Source organism: Pseudomonas sp. LBUM1662, assembly GCF_059695915.1.
Map to the genome: position 1 here is coordinate 6,141,066 of NZ_CP166793.1, position 21,822 is coordinate 6,162,887.

The 21,822-nt window shown below is 59.6% G+C and carries 18 protein-coding genes and 1 pseudogene; 5 read left to right on the plus strand and 14 right to left on the minus strand.

The features are described 5' to 3' along the window. The first annotated feature begins 98 nt into the window (after positions 1-98). From pqqC to ACA049_RS28060, 4 genes are read left to right on the plus strand one after another with little or no spacing between them, the layout of a single operon-like run. The gene (gene pqqC, locus ACA049_RS28045) at positions 99-851 is read left to right on the plus strand and encodes a pyrroloquinoline-quinone synthase PqqC (RefSeq protein WP_497331388.1); all 753 of its coding nucleotides are present in this window, start codon (positions 99-101) and stop codon (positions 849-851) included. Beyond that, entirely contained in the window at positions 848-1,123 is a 276-nt protein-coding gene (gene pqqD / locus ACA049_RS28050) for a pyrroloquinoline quinone biosynthesis peptide chaperone PqqD (protein ID WP_497331390.1), read from the plus strand. The genes pqqC and pqqD overlap by 4 nt, the downstream gene beginning before the upstream one ends. Before the next feature lie 4 nt (positions 1,124-1,127). Further along, complete coding sequence (gene pqqE, locus ACA049_RS28055; RefSeq protein ID WP_167362294.1) at positions 1,128-2,270, plus strand: pyrroloquinoline quinone biosynthesis protein PqqE; 1,143 nt, start codon at positions 1,128-1,130, stop codon at positions 2,268-2,270. After that, entirely contained in the window at positions 2,236-4,062 is a 1,827-nt protein-coding gene (locus ACA049_RS28060) for a S9 family peptidase (RefSeq protein ID WP_497331392.1), read from the plus strand. The genes pqqE and ACA049_RS28060 overlap by 35 nt, the downstream gene beginning before the upstream one ends. 154 nt (positions 4,063-4,216) lie before the next feature. Here ACA049_RS28060 and ACA049_RS28065 read toward each other — a convergent pair whose 3' ends face one another. From ACA049_RS28065 to ACA049_RS28080, 4 genes and pseudogenes are all read right to left on the minus strand, one after another. Then, a complete protein-coding gene (locus ACA049_RS28065; protein WP_007904205.1) occupies positions 4,217-4,375 on the minus strand; it encodes a YqaE/Pmp3 family membrane protein in 159 nt (52 codons plus the stop codon). Between the two features lie 84 nt (positions 4,376-4,459). Then, on the minus strand, positions 4,460-4,780 hold the full coding sequence (locus tag ACA049_RS28070) for a helix-turn-helix domain-containing protein (RefSeq protein WP_219097020.1): 321 nt from the start codon (positions 4,778-4,780) through the stop codon (positions 4,460-4,462). After that, positions 4,764-5,128: pseudogene (locus ACA049_RS28075) on the minus strand (type II toxin-antitoxin system RelE/ParE family toxin). The gene ACA049_RS28070 and the pseudogene ACA049_RS28075 overlap by 17 nt, the downstream one beginning before the upstream one ends. 247 nt (positions 5,129-5,375) lie before the next feature. Beyond that, complete coding sequence (locus ACA049_RS28080; protein WP_497331394.1) at positions 5,376-6,617, minus strand: aspartate aminotransferase family protein; 1,242 nt, start codon at positions 6,615-6,617, stop codon at positions 5,376-5,378. Between the two features lie 169 nt (positions 6,618-6,786). On the opposite strand from ACA049_RS28080, the gene ACA049_RS28085 reads away from it, so the two are divergent. Beyond that, positions 6,787-7,716, plus strand: coding sequence for a LysR family transcriptional regulator (locus ACA049_RS28085; protein ID WP_497331396.1), 930 nt, complete (start codon positions 6,787-6,789; stop codon positions 7,714-7,716). Positions 7,717-7,943: 227 nt separating this feature from the next. Here ACA049_RS28085 and ACA049_RS28090 read toward each other — a convergent pair whose 3' ends face one another. The 10 genes from ACA049_RS28090 to bioF form a co-directional block, all read right to left on the minus strand. Further along, positions 7,944-9,722 carry an acyl-CoA dehydrogenase C-terminal domain-containing protein gene (locus ACA049_RS28090; protein ID WP_497331398.1) on the minus strand — a complete coding sequence of 593 codons (1,779 nt, stop codon included), beginning with the start codon at positions 9,720-9,722 and terminating at the stop codon, positions 7,944-7,946. A gap of 268 nt (positions 9,723-9,990) precedes the next feature. Further along, positions 9,991-11,787, minus strand: a complete 1,797-nt coding sequence (locus ACA049_RS28095) for an acyl-CoA dehydrogenase C-terminal domain-containing protein (RefSeq protein WP_497331400.1) — start codon at positions 11,785-11,787, stop codon at positions 9,991-9,993. 90 nt (positions 11,788-11,877) lie between these two features. Next, entirely contained in the window at positions 11,878-13,167 is a 1,290-nt protein-coding gene (locus tag ACA049_RS28100; RefSeq protein ID WP_497331402.1) for a GGDEF domain-containing protein, read from the minus strand. 145 nt (positions 13,168-13,312) lie between these two features. Further along, positions 13,313-15,451 carry a cytochrome-c peroxidase gene (locus tag ACA049_RS28105; RefSeq protein ID WP_497331404.1) on the minus strand — a complete coding sequence of 713 codons (2,139 nt, stop codon included), beginning with the start codon at positions 15,449-15,451 and terminating at the stop codon, positions 13,313-13,315. A 478-nt stretch (positions 15,452-15,929) separates the two neighbouring features. Then, positions 15,930-17,735, minus strand: a complete 1,806-nt coding sequence (locus ACA049_RS28110; RefSeq protein ID WP_497331406.1) for a phenylacyl-CoA dehydrogenase — start codon at positions 17,733-17,735, stop codon at positions 15,930-15,932. A gap of 279 nt (positions 17,736-18,014) precedes the next feature. Then, the gene (locus ACA049_RS28115) at positions 18,015-18,311 is read right to left on the minus strand and encodes a pyrroloquinoline quinone biosynthesis protein PqqE (RefSeq protein WP_497331408.1); all 297 of its coding nucleotides are present in this window, start codon (positions 18,309-18,311) and stop codon (positions 18,015-18,017) included. A 107-nt stretch (positions 18,312-18,418) separates the two neighbouring features. After that, complete coding sequence (bioD, locus tag ACA049_RS28120; RefSeq protein WP_497331410.1) at positions 18,419-19,099, minus strand: dethiobiotin synthase; 681 nt, start codon at positions 19,097-19,099, stop codon at positions 18,419-18,421. After that, a complete protein-coding gene (gene bioC / locus ACA049_RS28125; protein WP_497331412.1) occupies positions 19,096-19,908 on the minus strand; it encodes a malonyl-ACP O-methyltransferase BioC in 813 nt (270 codons plus the stop codon). Before bioC ends, bioD begins: the two co-directional genes overlap by 4 nt. Beyond that, on the minus strand, positions 19,901-20,632 hold the full coding sequence (locus tag ACA049_RS28130) for an alpha/beta fold hydrolase (protein WP_497331414.1): 732 nt from the start codon (positions 20,630-20,632) through the stop codon (positions 19,901-19,903). The genes bioC and ACA049_RS28130 overlap by 8 nt, the downstream gene beginning before the upstream one ends. Continuing rightward, positions 20,625-21,803 (minus strand): 8-amino-7-oxononanoate synthase, encoded by a 1,179-nt coding sequence (gene bioF, locus ACA049_RS28135; RefSeq protein ID WP_497331416.1) that lies wholly within the window; start codon positions 21,801-21,803, stop codon positions 20,625-20,627. The genes ACA049_RS28130 and bioF overlap by 8 nt, the downstream gene beginning before the upstream one ends. Between the last annotated feature and the right edge of the window lie 19 nt (positions 21,804-21,822).

The window sequence follows — 21,822 nt, forward strand, 5'->3', positions numbered from 1 at the left end:
TCCTACAGTGATCGCGTGCCCCTGTAGGAGCGAGGCTTGCTCGCGAAGGCGTCGGACCAGACACCAGAGAATCCACCGGTCATCCCCGGAGAACCGAAATGACTGACACCCCCATGTCCCCCGCCGAATTCGAAGCGGCCCTGCGCGCCAAGGGCGCCTATTACCACATCTATCACCCGTACCACGTGGCGATGTATGAAGGCCGGGCGACCCGCGAGCAGATCCAGGGTTGGGTCGCCAACCGTTTCTACTATCAGGTGAACATTCCCCTGAAGGACGCCGCCATCCTCGCCAACTGCCCGGACCGCGAGATCCGTCGCGAGTGGATTCAGCGCCTGCTGGATCACGACGGCGCCCCCGGCGAAGACGGCGGCATCGAAGCCTGGTTGCGTCTGGGCCAGGCCGTCGGCCTCGACCCGGATCAACTGCGCTCGCAGGAACTGGTGCTGCCCGGCGTGCGTTTCGCCGTGGACGCCTACGTCAACTTCGCCCGCCGGGCCAGTTGGCAGGAAGCCGCCAGCAGCTCGCTGACCGAGTTGTTCGCCCCGCAGATCCACCAGTCGCGCCTGGACAGTTGGCCGCAGCATTACCCGTGGATCGACCCGACCGGTTACGAATATTTCCGCACGCGCCTCGGCCAGGCACGCCGGGATGTCGAACACGGTCTGGCCATCACGTTGCAGCACTACACGACGCGGGAAGGCCAGGAGCGCATGCTGGAAATTCTCCAGTTCAAACTGGACATCCTTTGGAGCATGCTCGATGCCATGAGCATGGCCTACGAATTGAACCGCCCGCCGTATCACAGCGTGACCGACCAGCGGGTCTGGCATAAAGGAATCACTTTATGAGTTTTGATCGCAGCAAGATCCCGACCTGGCGCCAGGGTTACCGCTACCAGTACGAACCGGCGCAGAAAGGCCATGTGCTGCTCTACCCGGAAGGCATGATCAAACTCAATGAAAGTGCCGCACTGATTGGCGGTTTGATCGATGGCCAGCGTGATGTCGCGGCAATCATTGCCGAACTGGACGCGCAGTTCCCCGGCGTGCCTGAGCTCGCTGAGGACATCGAACAGTTCATGGAGGTCGCCCGTGCTCAGCACTGGATCGAACTTGCCTGATTCCGTGTCAGGCACGTTACCGCCCAAACCTGAAATCGGCTTGCCGCTGTGGCTGCTGGCCGAGCTGACCTATCGGTGCCCGCTGCAATGCCCGTACTGCTCCAATCCGCTGGACTTCGCCGAGCAAGGCAAAGAGTTGAGCACCGAACAGTGGATCAAAGTGTTCCGTGAAGCCCGGGAAATGGGCGCTGCGCAACTGGGCTTTTCCGGCGGTGAGCCGCTGGTGCGCCAGGACCTCGCCGAGCTGATCGCCGAGGCGCGCAAACTGGGTTTCTACACCAACCTGATCACCTCCGGCATCGGCCTCACCGAACAGAAAATCAGCGATTTCAAAAAGGCTGGCCTGGACCATATCCAGATCAGTTTTCAGGCCAGCGACGAGCAAGTGAACAATTTGCTGGCCGGTTCGAAAAAGGCCTTCGCGCAGAAGCTGGAAATGGCGCGAGCGGTGAAGGCCCACGGTTATCCGATGGTGCTGAACTTCGTCACCCATCGGCACAACATCGACAAGATCGACCGGATCATCGAGCTGTGCATCGCCCTTGAGGCCGACTTCGTCGAACTCGCGACGTGCCAGTTTTACGGTTGGGCGCAGCTCAATCGGGTCGGCCTGCTGCCTACCAAAGAGCAATTGGTCCGCGCCGAACGCATCACCAACGAATACCGCGCCAAACTCGAAGCCGAAGGGCATCCGTGCAAGCTGATTTTCGTCACGCCGGACTACTACGAAGAACGACCGAAAGCCTGCATGAACGGCTGGGGCAGCATCTTTCTGACAGTCACGCCGGACGGAACCGCACTGCCCTGTCACGGTGCCCGACAGATGCCGGTGCAATTTCCCAACGTGCGCGACCACAGCATGCAGCACATCTGGTATGACTCGTTCGGCTTCAACCGCTTTCGCGGTTACGACTGGATGCCCGAGCCGTGCCGCTCCTGCGACGAGAAAGAAAAAGACTTCGGCGGCTGCCGCTGCCAGGCGTTCATGCTCACGGGTGACGCGAGCAACGCCGACCCGGTGTGCAGCAAGTCGGAACATCACGGCGTGATCCTCAAGGCCCGCGAAGAAGCCGAGCACGCGACCCAGACCATCGAACAACTGGCCTTTCGCAATGAACGAAACTCACGCCTCATCGCCAAAAGCTGAACCCTTCAGCGCCTCCCGGGCCGTCGCGGCCGGTATCGACTTCGCCGAATTGCTGGTCGGCCAGCATGGCCTGTTCTGGAACGAATACCGCCCCGAAGATGCCGCCTGCAGGATCTGGCATTGGCGCGACGGCCAGGCCCGTTGCCTGACGCCAGCAGGTTTCAGCGTGCGCAGTCGGGTGTACGAATACGGCGGTGGCGCGTTTTGTCTGACCGATGACGGGATTGTTTTCGTCAACGAGGCGGACCAACAACTTTATCGACAATCGTTGGCGGGCGAGACGCCTGAAGTGCTGACCTCGAGTGAATGCCGTTACGGCGATCTGCAGTTTGCCAATGGCCAGGTACTCGCGGTTGAAGAGAACCATGACCGCCATCGTCTAATCGCGATCGATGTAGCTGACGGCCGGCGTCATCTGCTGGCCGAGGGCGCCGACTTCTATGCTGCGCCGACATTGAGCCCTGACGCGCAACGATTGGCATGGATCGAATGGAGCCGACCGGATCAGCCATGGACCGCGACTCGGCTGATGGTTGCCGAGCGCCAGAATGATGGGGGCTTTGCTCAACCGCGTTGTGTGGCGGGCGAAGGTGTTCAGGAGTCGCTGCAACAACCCCGTTTCGACAGCGGCGGCCGTCTGTTTTGCCTGACGGATCGCGCCGGCTACTGGCAGCCTTGGGTGGAATCCGCAGAGGGCCTGAGCCCGTTGCCGAGTGCCGCCGCCGATCATGGGCCGGCGCCGTGGCAACTGGGTGGCAGCACCTGGTTGCCGCTGGACGAAGGCCGCTACCTGGCCAGCTGGACCGAAGGCGGGTTTGGCAAACTGGGCATTTGCGGTGACGCCGCTGAAGATTTCACCGGTGATTACAGCCGCTTTCGCCATCTCGCACTGGATGAGCAATTCATCTACTGCATCGCGGCGTCGCCGGTGAGTTCGTCGGCGGTGATTGCCATCGACCGCGATACCCGACGGGTCAAGGTATTGGCTGGCGGAATTGCACCGCTGCCCGCCGAGCACGTCAGCGTCCCGCAAACACTGCGCTACGCGAGCGGTTCGGGTGAGGCCCACGGTTTTTTCTATCCGGCGATGACCGACGAGGCGAAACCACCGCTGGTGGTGTTCATCCACGGCGGCCCGACCTCGGCCTGCTACCCGATGCTCGATCCACGTATTCAATACTGGGCGCAGCGCGGCTTCGCCGTGGCCGACCTCAATTACCGTGGCAGCAGTGGCTATGGCCGGGCATATCGCCAGGCGCTGCATTTGAGTTGGGGCGAAGTCGATGTAGAGGATGCCTGCGCTGTAGTCGCTCATCTTGCCGAACGAGGATTGATCGACGGTAACAAGGCGTTTATTCGCGGTGGCAGTGCCGGCGGTTACACCACGCTTTGTGCGTTGGCCTTTCACAACGTCTTCCGCGCTGGCGCCAGCCTTTACGGTGTCAGCGATCCTGTTGCACTGGGCCGGGCGACCCACAAGTTCGAAGGCGATTATCTGGATTGGCTGATTGGTGATCCGCAAGAGGATGCCCAACGCTATGCCGCACGCACGCCGCTGCTGCATGCGAGCAACATCCGTGTTCCGGTGATTTTCTTTCAGGGCGAGCTGGACGCCGTGGTGGTGCCGCAACAGACCCGCGACATGGTCACGGCGCTACAGGACAACGGCATTCTGGTTGAAGCGCATTACTACGCAGATGAACGTCATGGCTTTCGCAAGGCCGGTAACCAGGCCCATGCGCTGGAGCAGGAGTGGTTGTTTTATCGGCGGGTGATGGAGTTGGCGGACTGAATTTCTGCGATTCGTGCAGAAAATTGTAGCGCCTCATTCGCGAGCAAGCCCGCTCCCACACTGGATCTCCATTGCACACACATTCTGTGGTCGCTGAAGATCCAATGTGGGAGCGGGCTTGCTCGCGAAGGCGATCTATCTGACGTCGCAGAACTCAGCGCTTGGCGATGATGTACACCGCATGCACGATCCCCGGAATGTAGCCGCACAACGTCAACAGAATATTCAGCCAGAACGCGCCGGCGAAACCGACTTGCAGAAACACACCCAGTGGTGGCAACAGAATGGCAATGATGATGCGAATGAAATCCATGGGGCAGCTCCTGATTTGAAGTGGGCTCATGAAAGCCCTACAGCTAATCGACATGCGCCGTTCGTCAGGGTTCAGCGCGGTTCTTCACGCAAGTATTTCCAGACCGTGTTTCTGAACGATGCTCAGCAACTTGAGCGCCATGCCACTGGGATGTTTGTCACCCGCCTCCCATTGCTTAACCGTCGATGCGCTGGTGTTTAGATAACGCGCAAATACTGGCTGGCTTACGTTGTTGCGCTCACGCAGGGCTTTGATTTGCTCAGCCCGCATCGCGTCCGGAACAGTTGCAAGACAGGATTCGTCGAATTCGCGCATGGTTGCCTTGCTGATGGCACCGATGGCATACAAGGCAGTGGCGGATTCATGTACCGATTCCAAGGCTTCACTTTTAAACTTCTTGTTCATGAATATCTCCAAAAACTCTCTGCTATCCAGTAGGTGCTGGACTTCCAGATCTGTCAGTCCTTCGTAGGTCTTCGCCACTTTCCGAAAACCGATCAGATCGGCCGGACTGATATTGCTTTGATCTTTCTTGGCGTACAGAAATTGATAAACCCAGTATCGACCACCTTTGGCCACGACAATCGTGCGGTGTCGATTGGCATTCAGGCGCTTCTTCCAGACCCCGCCGCCAAGACTTTCAGCCTGGCCATTGAGCATCTCGGTGAACGCTACACGAAGCGCATCATCACAAATCCAGGCTTTACCAGCCTGCACCGCAAGACGTTTGGTCTTGAACAACCTGGGTAACATCGGCATCCCTTCCGCAAAAACATACCACTCAGTGGTATAGAAATCAAAACCATCCCCACGACAATGTCGGGCATCGGCACTCCATGCCGATGCGCTCTAAAAAGCCATTGATCCCGCTATTGCTCAAGCTCCGATTGGCATTTGGCAAAACGCGGAGACAAAAAAACGCCCCACGCGAAAAGATCCAACGTGGGGCGATGCGTTATTACCGCGAGACGGTTCGTGAATTCGTGCAGGAAAAGTCTGATCAGACCGCAATCCCCTTGCGGCACTGCAGTTGTGCGGTGCGTACGCGGGAAAAGGCGCGGGACAGGCGCAGGAGCATTTCGTCGATGTTGCCTTTGCTGACGGTGAGGGCCGGGGTAAAGCGCAGGCAATCAGGTTGCGGGGCGTCGAGCAACAAGCCTTCGTACAAGGCTGATTTGACTACGGCATCAGCCGAATCGTCGGACAGGGTCAGCCCCCAGAGCAGCCCTTGCCCGCGCAATTCGCCGTGACCGTAGCGGTGGGACAACCGACTCAGTCCTTCGCGCAGGTGCTGGCCGGTTTCGCCCACATGATCGAGAAAACCCTTGTCCTGGATCGTGTTGAGCACGGCAAGACCGGCCGCCGTCATCAGGGCATTGCCATGATGAGTTCCACTTAGTTCGCCCACCTCGAAGCAGCAAGCCTTGCCTCGCGCCAACAACGCGGCCAGTGGCACGCCGCCGCCAAGCCCTTTGCCAAGGACGACGATATCGGCTCGAACGCCGTAGGACTGTTCGGTAAGCAAGGTGCCGCAGCGACCGATACCGGTTTGCACTTCGTCGAGGATCAACAAAATACCCAGTTCCCGGCACAGGCGTTCGACACCCTTGAGGTAATGCTCGGTGGCCGGAATCACCCCGGCGTCGCTCTGGATCGGTTCGAGCAGGATGGCCACGGTCCGGGCATCGACCGCCGCGTGAATCGCCGCAAGATCATTGAAGGGAACGTAGTGAAAGTCCGACGCTGAAATCGTCACGGGACTACGCCCATGGCAGCCGTTACTCGCAACGATGATCCGTGAAGCCCCGCCACGATGTCGTTGACCCCATTTTCGTGCCAGTTGAATCGCTGCTTCACAGGCTTCGCCGCCGCTGTTGAGCAGGTACGCCTGATCACTGCCGGTGCGTGTACAGAGTCGCTCGGCAAGGTTGAGCATGCCGCGGTTATGCAGAGCAAACCCGGGGTTGATCAGCGATTGAGCCTGTTCCGAGATCGCGTTTACCAGCACCGAAGGGCTGTGGCCCAGGCTATTGGCGCCGTCACCCTGCGAGAAATCCAGGTACGCGCGGTCATCGCTGTCCCACAACCATGAGCCCTGGCCGCGGACGAAAATCTGTTTCGGCCGTTCGACACTGGGCATCAGGTACTCGCTGGAAAGGTTGTCGCTTCTGGACGACTGGAAGGTATCTGCGACCAAGTCATCGAGACTCGGAGGATTGCGACGCAAGCTGAACAAATTCATTGGTTCAAACCTCGCTTGAGGTTTTTTGCCTTACCTATGTAAACACCATCGACGTAAACGGTATTCATCGTGCGCTCTGGCCCTGTAAGCCTTGTGAATGCGGTTAGACTAGGCCCAGGTACGGCGTTGAGCCATTTCGATTTCCCAGCATTTTCGATAAGCGCACCTTATGGATTTCAAGCAACTGCGTTATTTCGTCGCGGTCTACGAAGAAGGTCACGTGGGCCGGGCGGCCGAGCGACTGTCGATCTCCCAGCCGGCACTGTCGCAGCAGATCCGCCAGCTCGAACAGAACCTCGATGTGAGCCTGTTCGAACGCAGCAGCAAGCGTCTGCTGCCCACCCTGGCCGCCCACACTTTGTACAACCACGCCGTGCCCTTGCTCGATGGCTTGCAGCGGGCGCGCGAGGCCTTGGGCAATTTCAAGGGCCAGGCTTTACGCACATTGGCTATAGGCGTGTTGCAGACGGTTCACACCAGCCTGGTGCCGCAGATGCTCGAACGCGTGCGCAAGGCGCAGCCGCATCTGGTGGTGCAGATCTATGAGCTGACTGGCCTGGAGATTGAACGGCGGCTGCTCAATGGCTCGCTCGACATCGGCATCAGCTATCTGCCGCCCCGTCAGCCGGGTTTGCATGGCGTCTTGCTGTACGAAGATGAACTGACCCTGGTCATTCCGGCGGATCACCCGCTGCGCGAATTCAAGAAAGTCTCGATGAGCCAGGCCGCCGAGTTGCCCATGCTGTTGCTGGGTGAAGAGTTTCAGGTGCGGCAGATCTGGCAGACGCAACTGGCCAATCTGGGACGACGCGCGCAGGTGCAGGCAGAACTGAACAACATGGCGGGGATTCTCGACAGTCTGCCCCACACCCGGCTGGCCACCGTTCTGCCCGGGCGCTCGCAAAAGGCGCTGGACAATAACGAACTGCTGTGGAAACCGCTGACCGAGCCGCGAGTGCCGCTGAAAGTCGGTTTGGTGTGTCGGGACGTGCAACGGCAACAAGCTTCGCTGGCCCTGTTGCGTACGCTATTGGAGGAAGTGATGAACCGGCCGGACGACCGCTTGAACAGCTCGACCGCGCTCGACGGGCTGAGCTGAATACTTTTCTCGAGGCAAAAGAAAACCCCGCCGAAGCGGGGCTTTGCAGACTGTTTCCCTGACATCCATTTCACTCCGCCGTCCTGGCAGAATCCTACGTGTCCGTGTTGTTGCTTTGCGCTTCCTGCGCGACGTCCATGTGAAGTAGATTAGCTGTGGATCCAATCTACGCCTATGGGAGAACAGCAGCACGTCATGTAAGAGAATGCTTACATGACGCGACTTTGTCAGAACTGTGCAGCGTCCAGCAGGAACAGCGACTCGCTCCCCGCCTTCACCGACGCGCTCAACGAGTGAATACGCGGCAACAGACGTGCGAAATAGAACCGCGCCGTGCCCAACTTACTCGCGTAGAAATCGTCCTGCGCTTCTTTGCCGAGGGCTGCCTTGGCCATGAGCGCCCACATGTAGGCGTACGCCACGTAACCGAAAGTTTGCAAGTACTCGACCGAAGCGGCACCGATTTCGTTCGGGTTGTTTTTCGCCCGGTCCAGCAACCACGAGGTCAGTTCGTCGAGGGTGGTCACGGCATCGTTGAGCGGCTTGGTGAACTCGGCAAGGTCAGCGCTGGCAGTGGCGGTGAAATGACGAATCTCGTCCGCGAACAAGTTATAGAACGCCCCGCCGGTGCCGACGATCTTGCGTCCTACAAGGTCCAGCGCCTGAATGCCGTTGGTGCCTTCGTAAATCTGGGTGATGCGCACATCACGAACCAGTTGTTCCTGGCCCCACTCACGGATGTAGCCGTGGCCGCCGAACACCTGCTGGCCGTGAACGGTGGTTTCCAGACCGAGGTCGGTCAGGAACGCCTTGGCCACCGGGGTCAGCAGAGCGACCAGATCTTCCGCACGTTTGCGGGTGGTCGCGTCTTCGCTGAACTTGGCCGTGTCCAGTTGCATGGCCACGTAAGTGGAGAACGCGCGACCGCCTTCGTTCGAGGCTTTCATGGTCAGCAGCATGCGCCGCACGTCCGGGTGGACGATGATCGGGTCAGCGACCTTGTCCTTGTTCTGCGCGCCGGTCGGCGAACGGCTTTGCAGACGGTCGCGGGCGTATTCGACGGCGTTCTGGTACGAGCGCTCGCCAGTGGCCAAGCCCTGGATACCGACGCCCAGACGCTCGTAGTTCATCATGGTGAACATCGCCGCCAGGCCTTTGTTTGGCTCGCCGACCAGGTAACCCACGGCTTCGTCGAAGTTCATCACGCAGGTCGCGGACGCCTGGATGCCCATCTTGTGTTCGATCGAACCGCAGTTCGCCGGGTTGCGCGCGCCCAGGCTGCCATCGGCATTGACCATGAACTTCGGCACCAGGAACAGCGAAATGCCTTTCGGCCCAGCCGGTGCGTCCGGCAGTTTGGCCAGCACCAGGTGGATGATGTTTTCGGTCAGGTCGTGTTCGCCGCCGGTGATGAAGATCTTGGTGCCGCTGACTTTGTAGGAACCGTCTGCCTGAGGCTCTGCCTTGGTGCGGATGATCCCCAGGTCCGTACCGGCGTGCGGCTCGGTCAGGCACATGGAACCGGCCCAGACGCCGGCGTACATGTTCGGCAGGTAAGCGGCTTTCAGCTCTTCACTGGCATGGGCGTTGATCGACAGGCAGGCGCCGGCAGTCAGCATCGGGTACAGACCGAAGGACAGACTGGCGGAGTTGACCATTTCTTCGACTTGCGCCGAAACGGCCTTGGGCATGCCCATGCCGCCGTAGGTTGGATCGCCACCGACGCCAACCCAGCCGCCTTCGGCATACGTCTGATAAGCCTGTGGGAAACCTGCCGGCGTGGTGACGGCACCGTCCGCCCAATGGCAACCTTCTTCGTCAGCCGCTCGGCTCAGAGGCGCGATGCTTTTGCTGGTGACCTTGCCGGCTTCTTCGAGAATGGCTTCGACGGTTTCCGCATCGACGGTCTCGGCCAGCGCAGGCAACTCGGCCCAGAGTTTGGCGACCTCGAAGACTTCATTGAGGACGAAGCGCATATCGCGCAGGGGCGCTTTGTAGTCAGCCATGGCAAACCTCGCAAGATCTAAACAGGTGATTCGTGGGAATGGTGTTTTCGTTGGGTCCGAGTGTAACCCAACAACTTTTGCGACACATAGGGTCAGGCCGTGACCGTTTTGTAATTTTTAGTCAGCAACATTTCAGCTGTGAAGTTCTCGCCCGCCAGAACGCATTCGCGGGCAAGCCTCGCTCCTACCAGTCCTTGTTGTGCACATGTGGTGCAAACGACACTTAACCAGTAGGAGCGAGGCTTGCCCGCGAAGCTTTTAACAATCCTCAGAGCGCAAAAAACTCCGCCGGTAACTTCATCAGGCAATCGCTGCCCGCTTCGATGGCCGCCCGATGAGCGGCAGTGCGCGGCAACAATCGCTTGAAGTAAAACTCGCTGGTAACCAGTTTGCCCCGGCAGTAATCAGCATCGCCGCTGCCCGCGTCGAGTTGCGCCTGAGCCACCAGCGCCATGCGCAGCCACAGATAGCCGAGGATGATGTAACCGCTGTACATCAAGTAATCCACCGACGCCGCACCTACTTCATCCGGATTCTTCATCGCAGCCATGCCAACCTGGGTGGTCAATTCGCCCCACTGCTGATTCAGGCCATTGAGTTGCGCCACAAAGCTGGCCAGTTGTGGATGCTCGGCATTCGCCGCACAGAATTTGTGGACGATTTTGGTGAAGCCGCGCAGCAATTTGCCTTGGCTGCCGAGCACTTTGCGTCCCAGCAAATCCAGCGCCTGAATGCCGTTGGTGCCTTCGTAGATCGGCGCAATCCGGCAGTCGCGAACCAACTGCTCCATGCCCCATTCACGGATGAAGCCGTGACCGCCAAACACCTGCATGCCGTGGTTGGTCACCTCCAGCCCGGTGTCAGTCATGAAGGCTTTGCAGATCGGCGTGAGGAACGCCAACAGGTCTTCGGCGTCCTGGCGCACCGTTGCATCCGGGCTCAGGTGTGCCGCGTCCAGCAGCTGCGCGGTGAAATAGGTCAGCGCGCGGTTGCCTTCGTTGAAGGCTTTCATGGTCAGCAACATCCGGCGCACGTCAGGATGAACGATGATCGGGTCGGCGGCTTTTTCCGGCGCTTTCGGGCCGGTGAGCGAACGCATTTGCAGGCGATCGTTGGCGTACTTGATCGCGCCCTGGAAGCTCGCCTCCCCCAGACACAGCCCCTGCATACCGGTGCCGAGCCGTGCGTGGTTCATCATGGTGAACATGCAGTTCAGGCCCTTGTTCGGCTCGCCGATCAGGAAGCCCTTGGCCTCGTCGAAGTTCAGCACGCAGGTGGCCGAGGCCTTGATGCCCATTTTGTGTTCAATCGAACCGCAGGAAACGCCGTTGCGCTCGCCCGCTTCTCCCTCGGCATCAGGTAGGAATTTAGGAACGATGAACAGGGAAATGCCCTTGGTGCCTGCCGGAGCGTCCGGCAGTTTCGCCAACACCAGATGAATGATGTTGTCGCTCATGTCGTGTTCGCCGGCCGAGATGAAGATCTTGCTGCCGGAAATCGCGTAGCTGCCGTCGGCCGAAGGGACGGCGCGGGTTTTGATGATGCCCAGGTCCGTGCCGCAATGGGCCTCGGTCAGGCACATGGTGCCGGTCCATTGGCCTGCGGTGAGTTTGCTCAGGTAGGTGTTTTTCTGCGCTTCGGTGCCGTGAGCGTGGATGGCCGACATCGCGCCGTGGGTCAGGCCGGGGTACATGCCCCACGACGTATTGCTGGAGCCGACCATTTCACTGATGACCAGGCCCAGGGAGCTTGGCAAACCCTGGCCGCCATACGCCGGATCAGCCGCCAGACCGTGCCAGCCGCCTTCCACGTATTGTGCGAAGGCTTGCTTGAAGCCTGTAGGCGTTGTCACCACGCCATTGTCGAAATGGCAGCCTTCTTCGTCGCCGCTGCGATTCAGCGGCGCCAGAACGTTCTCACAGAACTTCGCGCCTTCTTCGAGGATTGCATTGACCATGTCCGGGCTGGCATCCGTGGCGCCCAGCGCGGCGTAGTTGGTGTGGAAGTCGAAGACGTGGTCGATCAGAAAGCGCATGTCGCGCAGGGGAGCTTTGTACTCGGGCATGGTCGTTTCTCCGTCAGCAGATTCCTCAAACCTACTGCCGCCAACCCTGCCTCACAATCACAGTCCAGACGCTGAATGCGCCATCATCACTCAACCCGCAGCGGCGTCCATGCGCACCGCGCCACGGCGAGTCTGACCGAAGGCCACCACACAATTTCGCCCGGCGCCCTTGGCGCTGTAGAGCGCTTCGTCCGCGGACTTGAGCACTTTTTCCGGAGTTCGCTGCTCCACGCGCTCTGCGACGCCGATGCTCACGGTGACCGACACACTTGAAGCGCCCGGCCCCGCCCGACGCTGGCGCCCCTGTTGGTCGTCCTGCGGACGGGCGTCCTGGTTGCGCAGTTGAATGTTGTACGTGGCGATGGACTCGCGGATGACTTCCAGGTGCGGCATGCACTCTTCGAGGGTCTTGCCCGCGAACACCAGGGCAAATTCCTCCCCGCCGTAGCGATACGCCCTACCGCCTCCGCCGATTTTTGACAGCTTGCTGGCGACCAGTCGCAGGACTTGGTCGCCGACATCGTGACCGTGGGTGTCGTTGAATTTCTTGAAGTGATCGACGTCGCTCATGGCCAGCACGTAATTGCGCCCCAATCGCTGCATCCGCTCGTTCAAGGCGCGGCGACCCGGCAGGCCGGTCAGTTCGTCGCGGAAGGCCATTTGATAGGCTTCGTGGGCAACCGCGGCGGCAATCATCAACATCACCTGGCTGCACATGATGTTCAGGGTAAACGGCAGGATGAAGGTTTTCGGCAGCGCCCAGAACAACCCGAGCAAACCCACCAGTTGTGCGGCGTGCAAGGGTCTCGGGTTACGCCAGTATTGCCAGCTCAGCAGCAGGAACGAAGCGATGAATACGGGATAGGACAGCTGGATCAGGCTCATCCAGGCGCCATGCAGCGCCGGCCAGCGGATTTCCGACAACCACATCAGCAAGGCCTGGGGATAACTTTGCTCCAGCCCCAACGCGACACTGCCGACAGCCAGCAACACCGCGAAACGCGCCACCATGTCTTGAAACAAGTGAGTGCGTTCCTGCCAGGCTGCAAACACGCCGAACAACAGCGGCAGCAACAGGCAACACAGATGGAAGACCACGGCCGCGTCATCACGGACCTTACCGTTGTCGCGGTAATAGTCGGTCTGGGTATCGAGCAAAAAGTAGGCGATGTACACCGTGACCATCAGAAACAGCTCGCGCTGACGTCGGTAAACCGCGCAGTACGCGCCGCCGAGCAACAGCACCAAAGTAGGCAGCACGTTGAACAGCGAAGTGAAAAAGACGTTGAGTTCCTTGATGTAGGCAGCCGCAAGCCCCGCAAGTAAAAGCAGTAACGACGGTAGGAAATGGCTGAAACGTACAGCGGAAGAACGCGGCAAGGGTAAAGCTCCGTCCGTCATGACAATAGATGGCATTGTGCCCACCTACTGTAACGGCAGAAATGTCGACTTACTGAGCGATTTGTCAGGTTTTTTTGTACCTGCGTCACTGGCCGCATTCGGGCGACCAGTGACGGTTATGTCATCAAAGATCGTTGTAGAACGGCAGCAACGGTCCTTCTTCGACTCTGCGACCTTCGGCGCCGACGGGCTTGAGCGTAATCAGTGCGTCCGCCGCTTGCCGGGTGGTTATTTTTGGACTGACAGGTTTTAACGTCACGGCGTTTTCGTCACCTATATGGCCTTGGGGTATGACCAGCGAAGGGTGATCGAACGGCGCCTGCTCCCAAGCGACTCGCGGATCGGTCAAGCCGACCTCCATGAATTTGACCAGGGCATCCACTTCATCGGGCGTCAGGTTCAGCGCGGTCATGTCCGGATCGAGGTTGGAGGTGTTGTGCTGGTTCACACTTGAATGATCGAACCCGCTGGTGTTGTTCGCCTCCGAGCCGCGCCGGTCGCCGCCGCGGTTGTAGAACTCCATCACCTGCTTGAGCGTCGACCGGCTGCCATTGTGGAAATAGGGTCCGGTCAGCGCGATGTTGCGCAACGTCGGCGTCTTGAAAGCACCGTCGATGGCATCGTGGAAACCTACATTGGGCTTGAGCGTCGAGTCGCACGGCAGTCCCGCGCTCAAGAGCGCTTCAAACGTGCAGACGTCGACGTCCAGCGGATCGGGCACATTGCCGCCCTGCAGTTGGGTGTTGTATTCACGGGTGAATGACAGCGGGTTGCCCCAGGCATCCGTCCCACCGAGCGCCAGGTCTTCTGACGTCGGGCGTACGCCCGTGTTGTAGAAGCCGTTGTCGTAAAGCGCGGTCAGATTGTCAGCCATCAACATGCGCTCGACGCGCTCACGGGGATGGAACAGCAAACGGCTGGCGGCGTTGGTCAGTTCCGCGCCGCCGTGACAATTGACGCATTTGCCCTTGCCGAGAAACAGATTCATACCCTGGACTTGCTGGGCGTTCATTGCCTGTTGATTGCCTTGCAAGTAAGCGTCCAGCGGCGCCTGATCCGAGACCAGGGTCGCTTCGTACATTTGAATCGCCAGGCCGAAGAACAACGGGAAATTGGCCTCCATCTGCGTATACGGCGCGCCGCCCAGTGAAACCTGTTGCGTGGCGTTCCACAGCCGTGGCTGGAAAGCAGCCTTGATCAGTTCACGGTAGGTCGGACGACGGGCACCGGAAACAGGGGCCAGGACAGAGTCGGTCGATGAAATCCGCTGTTGCTTGAGCATCAGCGTATCGAGCATGCGTCGACCGATGTCCGCAAACGTACGTCCGCCGCAGGACATTTCCACCGGACTGCCCGGAGGGCCCACGGCCTGCGAGGCGGCAGAAGCATCGTTGAGCGCCAGCCGCACTTTGGTCGCTACCCCGCTGCGATCGCTGGTGACGAAAATCCCGGCATCGGGGTCGCGATTGCCGAACGGCGAGAAGCCGTTGAAGACGTTATTCGCGCGACCATCCCAGAAATTTCGTACGTTGAAAACGGCATTGATCACTGTCGGTGCGTTGCGCCCGGTACTGCGACGCACATTGATGCCACCGACCTGGAACAGACCGTCCGGCTGCTGCGTGCACTTGTCGAAGCGCGGCTGACGCGGCTTGACGAAGTTGGCGTCGAACACACCTTGTGAGCCAACCACATCGTCGGTCGAGTAGAGGATCGGCGAGTTGCGATCCAGTGGATCGGCCAGCACATGGGTCGGGAAATCGGTTTTCTTGAGTGTGTAGTTCGGGCCGCCTTTGCCACCGGACAGGGTTGCGTAGGAAGCCACGTCGCCAGGGATGTCCGACGCTATGAACGGTTTGTTGAAGATCGACGCAACGTTTGCGTTGGTATGAGCCTGGCCCGGGTTGATCTGATTGGTGATCCGGTGATCGACGCCAGCGTGGAAGTGGCACGACGCGCACGCTGTAGCGCCGTCACTGCCAATCTCCATGTCCCAGAACAGTGCCTTGCCCAACAGAACCGCCGCGCTGCGATTGAGTACGTAGTCGGTCATCAGATCGACTTTGCGTCCGCCTTCGGTACCCGACGGGTCGGGCGGTATCATGCCGCGCAGCGATTGCAGGGATGGTACTTCCGGCACGGGGAGATCAACTTCTGGCGCGGCAGCCGCGAAAGCGTTGATGAAGGGCAGGCTGATGGTCACCAGGCCGAGCGTGAGCGCGCAGGCCAGGCGGATAGTTCGAAAGACACTCAAGTTCACCATGATGACACTCCCGTTCTAATAGTGGAGTTGCCGGACATGAGGCGTATTCATCGGACAAAGTAATCTCTTTGTCGTTGACAAGTTGGAACGCCAATGGGAGGCACCGTGGCAGGCGCTTGACTGAACTGTAGTCGTAACAAAAGATTTCAACAGCCGAAATACAAATAAATTTTTCCCCGTTACTTCCCCCCTCAACTTTGGTGAAGATCCCCCAACTTCGGGCATGCAACCCAGCAACACAAGGGATAAAACCCCGTAAAATCGGCACTCACAGCAGCTCTTGCGTCTTGGCAGCAGAATTGCAAACAAGGTATTAGCCGGCTTCACATAGAGAAACGGCAAAACAAAAGTTCAACCTTTAGTTCACTAACAACGGTGTTCTTACTTAGTGGTGGGCGGCTATTTTATTATTCTTTAAAACAAAAAAGCCGCTACCCCCGAAGGCGTAGCGGCTTTTCATAAAGAACTTCGTTAAGGCTTAGTAGCCCAGCGCGAAGTCTTCTTCTTTCATGTCCATCAAGTTGTTGGCACCCGACAGCATGGTTGCAACGTGAGTGCGGGTACGCGGCAGAATGCGCTGGAAGTAGAAGCGCGCAGTCTGCAGCTTGGCGGTGTAGAACGCCTCTTCGGAAGTGCCGGCAGCCAGTTTCTCGGCCGCCAGGCGCGCCATGTCAGCCCAGAAGTAGGCCAGGCAGGCGTAACCGGAGTACATCAGGTAGTCCACCGAGGCCGCGCCGACTTCTTCGCGATCCTTCATGGCCGCCATACCGACCTTCATGGTCAGCTCGCCCCATTCCTTGTTGATTGCAGCCAGCGGAGTGACGAATTCCTGAACGGCTTCGTTGCCTTCGTTGGTCTGGCAGAACTTGTGGACGATCTTGGTGAAGCCTTTCAGGGCCTCGCCTTGAGTCATCAGCACTTTACGGCCCAGCAGGTCGAGTGCCTGGATACCGGTGGTGCCTTCGTACAGCATCGAAATGCGGCTGTCGCGAACGTTCTGCTCCATGCCCCACTCAGCGATGAAGCCGTGGCCGCCGTAGATTTGCACGCCGTGGTTGGCGGATTCGAAGCCGACTTCAGTCATGAAAGCTTTGGCGATTGGAGTCATGAAGGCCAGCAGTGCGTCGGCTTTCTTCTTCTCCTCTTCGTCCACGCCGTATTTAACGATGTCGACTTGCTTGGCGGTGAAGTAAACCATCGCGCGGTTGCCTTCGGCGAACGCTTTCATGGTCAACAGCATGCGACGTACGTCAGGGTGAACGATGATCGGGTCAGCGGCTTTTTCCGGCGCTTTCGGGCCAGTCAGCGAGCGCATTTGCAGGCGATCACGAGCGTATTTCAGGCCGCCCTGGAAGCCGATCTCGGCGTGGGCCAGACCTTGCAGCGCGGTGCCCAGACGTGCGGTGTTCATGAAGGTGAACATGCAGTTCAGGCCTTTGTTCGCCGGGCCGATCAGGTAACCGGTGGCCGCGTCGAAGTTCATCACGCAGGTGGCGTTGCCGTGGATGCCCATCTTGTGTTCCAGGGAACCACAGGTCACGGCGTTGCGTGCACCGATCGAGCCGTCAGCGTTCGGCATGAACTTGGGAACGATGAACAGCGAAATGCCTTTGGTGCCAGCCGGTGCATCCGGCAGACGTGCCAGCACGATGTGGACGATGTTGTCGGCCATGTCGTGTTCACCGGCCGAGATGAAGATCTTGGTGCCGGAGACTTTGTAGGAACCGTCGGCCTGAGGTTCGGCCTTGGTGCGCAGCATGCCCAGGTCGGTGCCGCAGTGCGGTTCGGTCAGGCACATGGTGCCGGTCCATTCGCCGGATACCAGCTTGGTCAGGTAAGCCTCTTGCTGCTCAGGCGTGCCGTGTTCGCTGATGGTGTTCATCGCGCCGTGCGACAGGCCTGGGTACATGCCCCACGACCAGTTGGCTTCGCCAACCATTTCGCTGACCGCCAGACCCAGAGACTCCGGCAGGCCCTGGCCGCCGTGTTCTACGTCGTGAGCCAGGCTTGGCCAGCCGCCTTCAACGAATTGCTTGTAGGCTTCTTTGAAGCCAGTCGGGGTTTTAACGCCGGACTCGCTCCAGGTGCAGCCTTCGGTGTCACCCACGCGGTTCAGCGGAGCCAGTACCTGCTCACAAAACTTGGCGCCTTCTTCGAGAATGGCGCTAACCATGTCAGGAGTTGCGTCTGCACAAGCCGGAAGGCTCTGATAGTGCGCTTCGTAGCCGAGCAGTTCGTCACGAACGAAGCGAATATCACGCAAGGGGGCCTTGTAGTCAGGCATAGCGATAAACCTCTGCTGATGTAACCGGGAATGAACGACCGTGTTGATTTGTTGTGACGGTCAAACAGTTGTTTGAAACATACGTTTACGACCAAATCTTGTCAAGCGCCGATCTTTTGCCATTCGTCATCACGCGCGCAAATGCCGGACACACAGCCGCGCTGCCGCCGTCGGTAACGCAAGCGGCCATGCAGGAAAGATTAGTTGAGGGAGAAGGACTTACGCACAAAAACGCCGCGAATAGTCGCGGCGTTTGGGTAGTGCGGATTCAGCGGGGGATCAAACGAAGGTATCGATCAACGTGCCAAGCACTTCATCGGAAGCCTTGGCGACTTTGGCGCCGGCCTCGACCTGAAACTTGCCCTGGGCCATCTCGACCATGTTGCTGGCCAGGTCCGATTGCTGACTGCGATCGACCGAACGCAGACGATCGACCTGAACTTCGGAAGACTGGCTGGTCACCGAACGCTCGATGGTGCTGCTGGCGATCTGGCCAGAAGCTTGATCAACACGGTTCTGCCCTGTCTGAATAGTACTCAGACCGGCATAAAAAGCGGTGTTTCCTGAGATTTCCATAGGGGAACTCGTCCTACAAAGGGTCAATGGCGGCCATTGAACCAGACCTGATGGCAAAATGCCCGACAAAAACACTAATGGCACAGTGCCTTGTCATAGGCAAAACCTCAATCCAGCAAATCCAGCTGCAAATGTTCCGCCACCGCTTCTGCTGTCACCGCTTTGAGTTTCGGCACTCGTCCAAGACAAGGCGCGGGAATCCGCTCGGCAAGAGTCGCAAGGTTCTCCTCCAGGCGCGAGGTCTTCGGATCGATGATATTGGCCACCCATCCCGCCAGCTGCAAACCGTCCTGGGCGATCGCCTCGGCCGTCAGCAACGCATGATTGATGCAACCCAGGCGCACGCCGACCACGAGGATCACCGGCAGGCCCAGCGCCCTCGCCAGATCCGACAGATTGTCCTGATCCGCCAACGGCACGCGCCAGCCGCCGGCGCCTTCGATCAGGGTGAAATCCGCCTGCATGTCGAGAATGTCGAGCATCGGCGTCAACAGCGATTGCACCGTCAGCGCCACACCTGCTTCCCGCGCGGCCAGGTGCGGAGCGATCGGCGGCTCGAACGCCACCGGGTTGACCTGGGCATAAGTCAAAGGCAACGAACACTCGGCCAGCAGCGCCAACGCATCGGCATTACGCAACCCCTTGGGCGTCACATCACAGCCGGAAGCGACCGGCTTGCCTGCCGCCGTACTCATGCCCGCCGACCGCGCGGCATGCAACAAGCCCGCAGCAATGGTGGTCTTGCCGACATCAGTGTCCGTGCCGGTGATGAAATAGGCAGCGCTCATACGGGTTTCTCCAACACGGCATAGACCACCTGATAAGTCGCCGGCAATCCCTCGGCCTGACGAAACTGCTCATACGCCTCGATCAAGCCGAGGATCCGCGCCCGACCGGTCAAACCACCTGGGCGACCAGGGTTCAAGTTGTGCGCGCCCAACGCCTTGAGTTCATGCGTCAGGCTGCGCACGTCCGGGTAATGCAACACATGCGCACGGGTTTGCAGGCTGACCACCTTCAAGCCACTGGACGCGCACAAATGTTGATAAACGCCCAACTCGCGGAAGCGATTGACGTGCACCATGCCATCCACTTGACGCCAGCTGTCACGCAACTCAAACAACGTCCCTACGCAAAGACTAGCAAACGCGAAAATCCCGCCCGGTTTCAGGGCCCGATACGCCTCACTGAGCACCGACTCGAAATCCGCGCACCACTGCACCGCCAGGCTGGAAAAGATCAAATCACAGGTCGAATCCTGCAGCGGCAAACGCTCCGCATCCCCGGCGATGAAATCCGTGGCGCCGCCCAATGGCCGAGCGTGGTTGAGCATGCCTTCGGCGATGTCCATTGCCAGTCCGTGACCTGCAGGAAATCGCTCGCCCAATGCCCGGCTGAAATGCCCGGTGCCGCAGCCCAGATCCAGCCAGACACCCGGCACACATTCACCCGGCAAACGGCTCAACAATTGGCTGCCGACATCGCGCTGCAATTCGGCCACGCTGTCGTAACTCGCCGCCGCGCGGGAAAAGGAGGCCGCCACCTGACGCTTGTCGGGCAAGCCGCCGGGCAAATTGGGAAGGGATAAATCAGTCATCACCGGACTCGTGCAAAAAGGCCTGAATCGCCCCCGCCACACCGTGGGGGTCTTCCAGAAGAAACGCATGGCTGGCCTGTTCAATCAGACCGATTTCGACATCCGGCAGCAAGGCCAGAAGTTCTCCGGCCGCTTCGGCCGGGACCAGCCCGTCGAGGCCGGCGAACAAATGCAGTTGCGGACCACGAAATGCCTGCAAGGCTTGACGGGTATCCAGTTGTGCGAGCACTTCCAATCCGCTCATCAGCACCGCTTCAGAGGTATGCGGCGCCCCACCGAGCAACAACCGCGACAGCCCGCGAGGATCTTCCGAGCCTTGAGCGCAAAGGAGTGAAAAACGCTTCAACGTCATCCGCGGATCAGCCTTGCAACCGGCGAGAAACGCGTCGAAGGTTTCGCCGGGCATCGCGCTCGGCCATTGCTCATGGGCGACAAAAGAAGGGTTGCTCGCCAGGGTCAGCAAGCCGCAGCAACGATCACCCCGACGCGCCGACAGCTCAGACGCAAGCATGCCGCCGAGGGACCAGCCACCGAGCCAGACGTCCTGCGGGATCGTCGAATCCAGCTCATCGAGCCATTCTTGGAGCTCGCTCGATTCAAGTTCCGGCAACGGCTCGATCTCGACCCGCAGATGCTCATCCAGCCCCTGCAACGCGGCCGCCAACGGTTCCAGCGGTGAAATTCCGAGGCCCCAACCGGGCAGCAGAATCAGTCGATCACGCATGGTTTGGCTCCGGTCCAAGTTGTTGGAAACAATCGGCCAGTCCATTCAACAATAGCTGCACCTGCGCCTCGCTGTGGGCGGCGGTCAGGGTCACGCGCAGACGGGCGCTGCCGGCGGGCACGGTGGGCGGACGAATCGCCGTGACCATCAGCCCGCGCTCGCGCAGCATCTGCGACAGTCGAACCGCACGCCCGGCATCGCCAATCATGATCGGCTGGATCGGCGTGAAGCTGTCCATCAACTCGAGGCCGATCTGCTCGGCGCCATGACGGAACTGGCGGATCAAGACGTTCAGATGCTCGCGTCGCCAATGTTCAGTGCGCAGCAACTCGAGGCTTTTCAGCGTCGCGCAGGCCAAGGCCGGCGGTTGGCTGGTGGTGTAAATGTACGGGCGGGCAAACTGGATCAGGCTTTCGATCAGCTCTTCGCTGCCGGCCACAAAGGCACCTGCCGTACCGAACGCCTTACCGAGGGTGCCAACCAGTACCGGCACGTCTTCCTGGCTCAGGCCGAAGTGTTCGACGATCCCACCGCCATTGGCGCCCAGCGGACCGAAGCCATGGGCGTCATCGACCATCAACCACGCGCCTTTGGCCTTGGCTTCCCGGGCCAGCGCCGGCAGGTTGGCGATATCGCCGTCCATGCTGAACACGCCGTCGGTGACTACCAGCGTATTGCCGGTGGCCTTCTCCAGACGCTTGGCCAGACTGGCCGCGTCGTTGTGCAGGTAACGATTGAAACGCGCGCCGGACAACAAACCGGCATCCAGCAACGAGGCATGATTGAGGCGGTCTTCCAGCACCGTATCGCCCTGCCCGATCAACGCGGTGACCGCGCCGAGGTTGGCCATGTAACCGGTGGTGAACAACAGCGCACGCGGACGACCGGTCAGGTCGGCCAACGCTTCCTCCAGCTCATGGTGTGGCGTGCTGTGGCCGATGACCAAGTGCGAGGCCCCGCCACCAACGCCCCAACGGGCAGCCCCGGCGCGCCAGGCTTCGATCACTTGCGGGTGATTGGCCAGGCCCAGATAGTCGTTGTTACAGAACGCCAGCAACGGCTGGCCGTCGACCACTACTTCCGGGCCTTGAGGGCTTTCGAGCAAGGGGCGCTGGCGGTAGAGGTTTTCGGCACGACGGGCAGCAAGGCGTGCGGCGAGATCGAAAGACATGCAGGCCTCGAAGATCAAT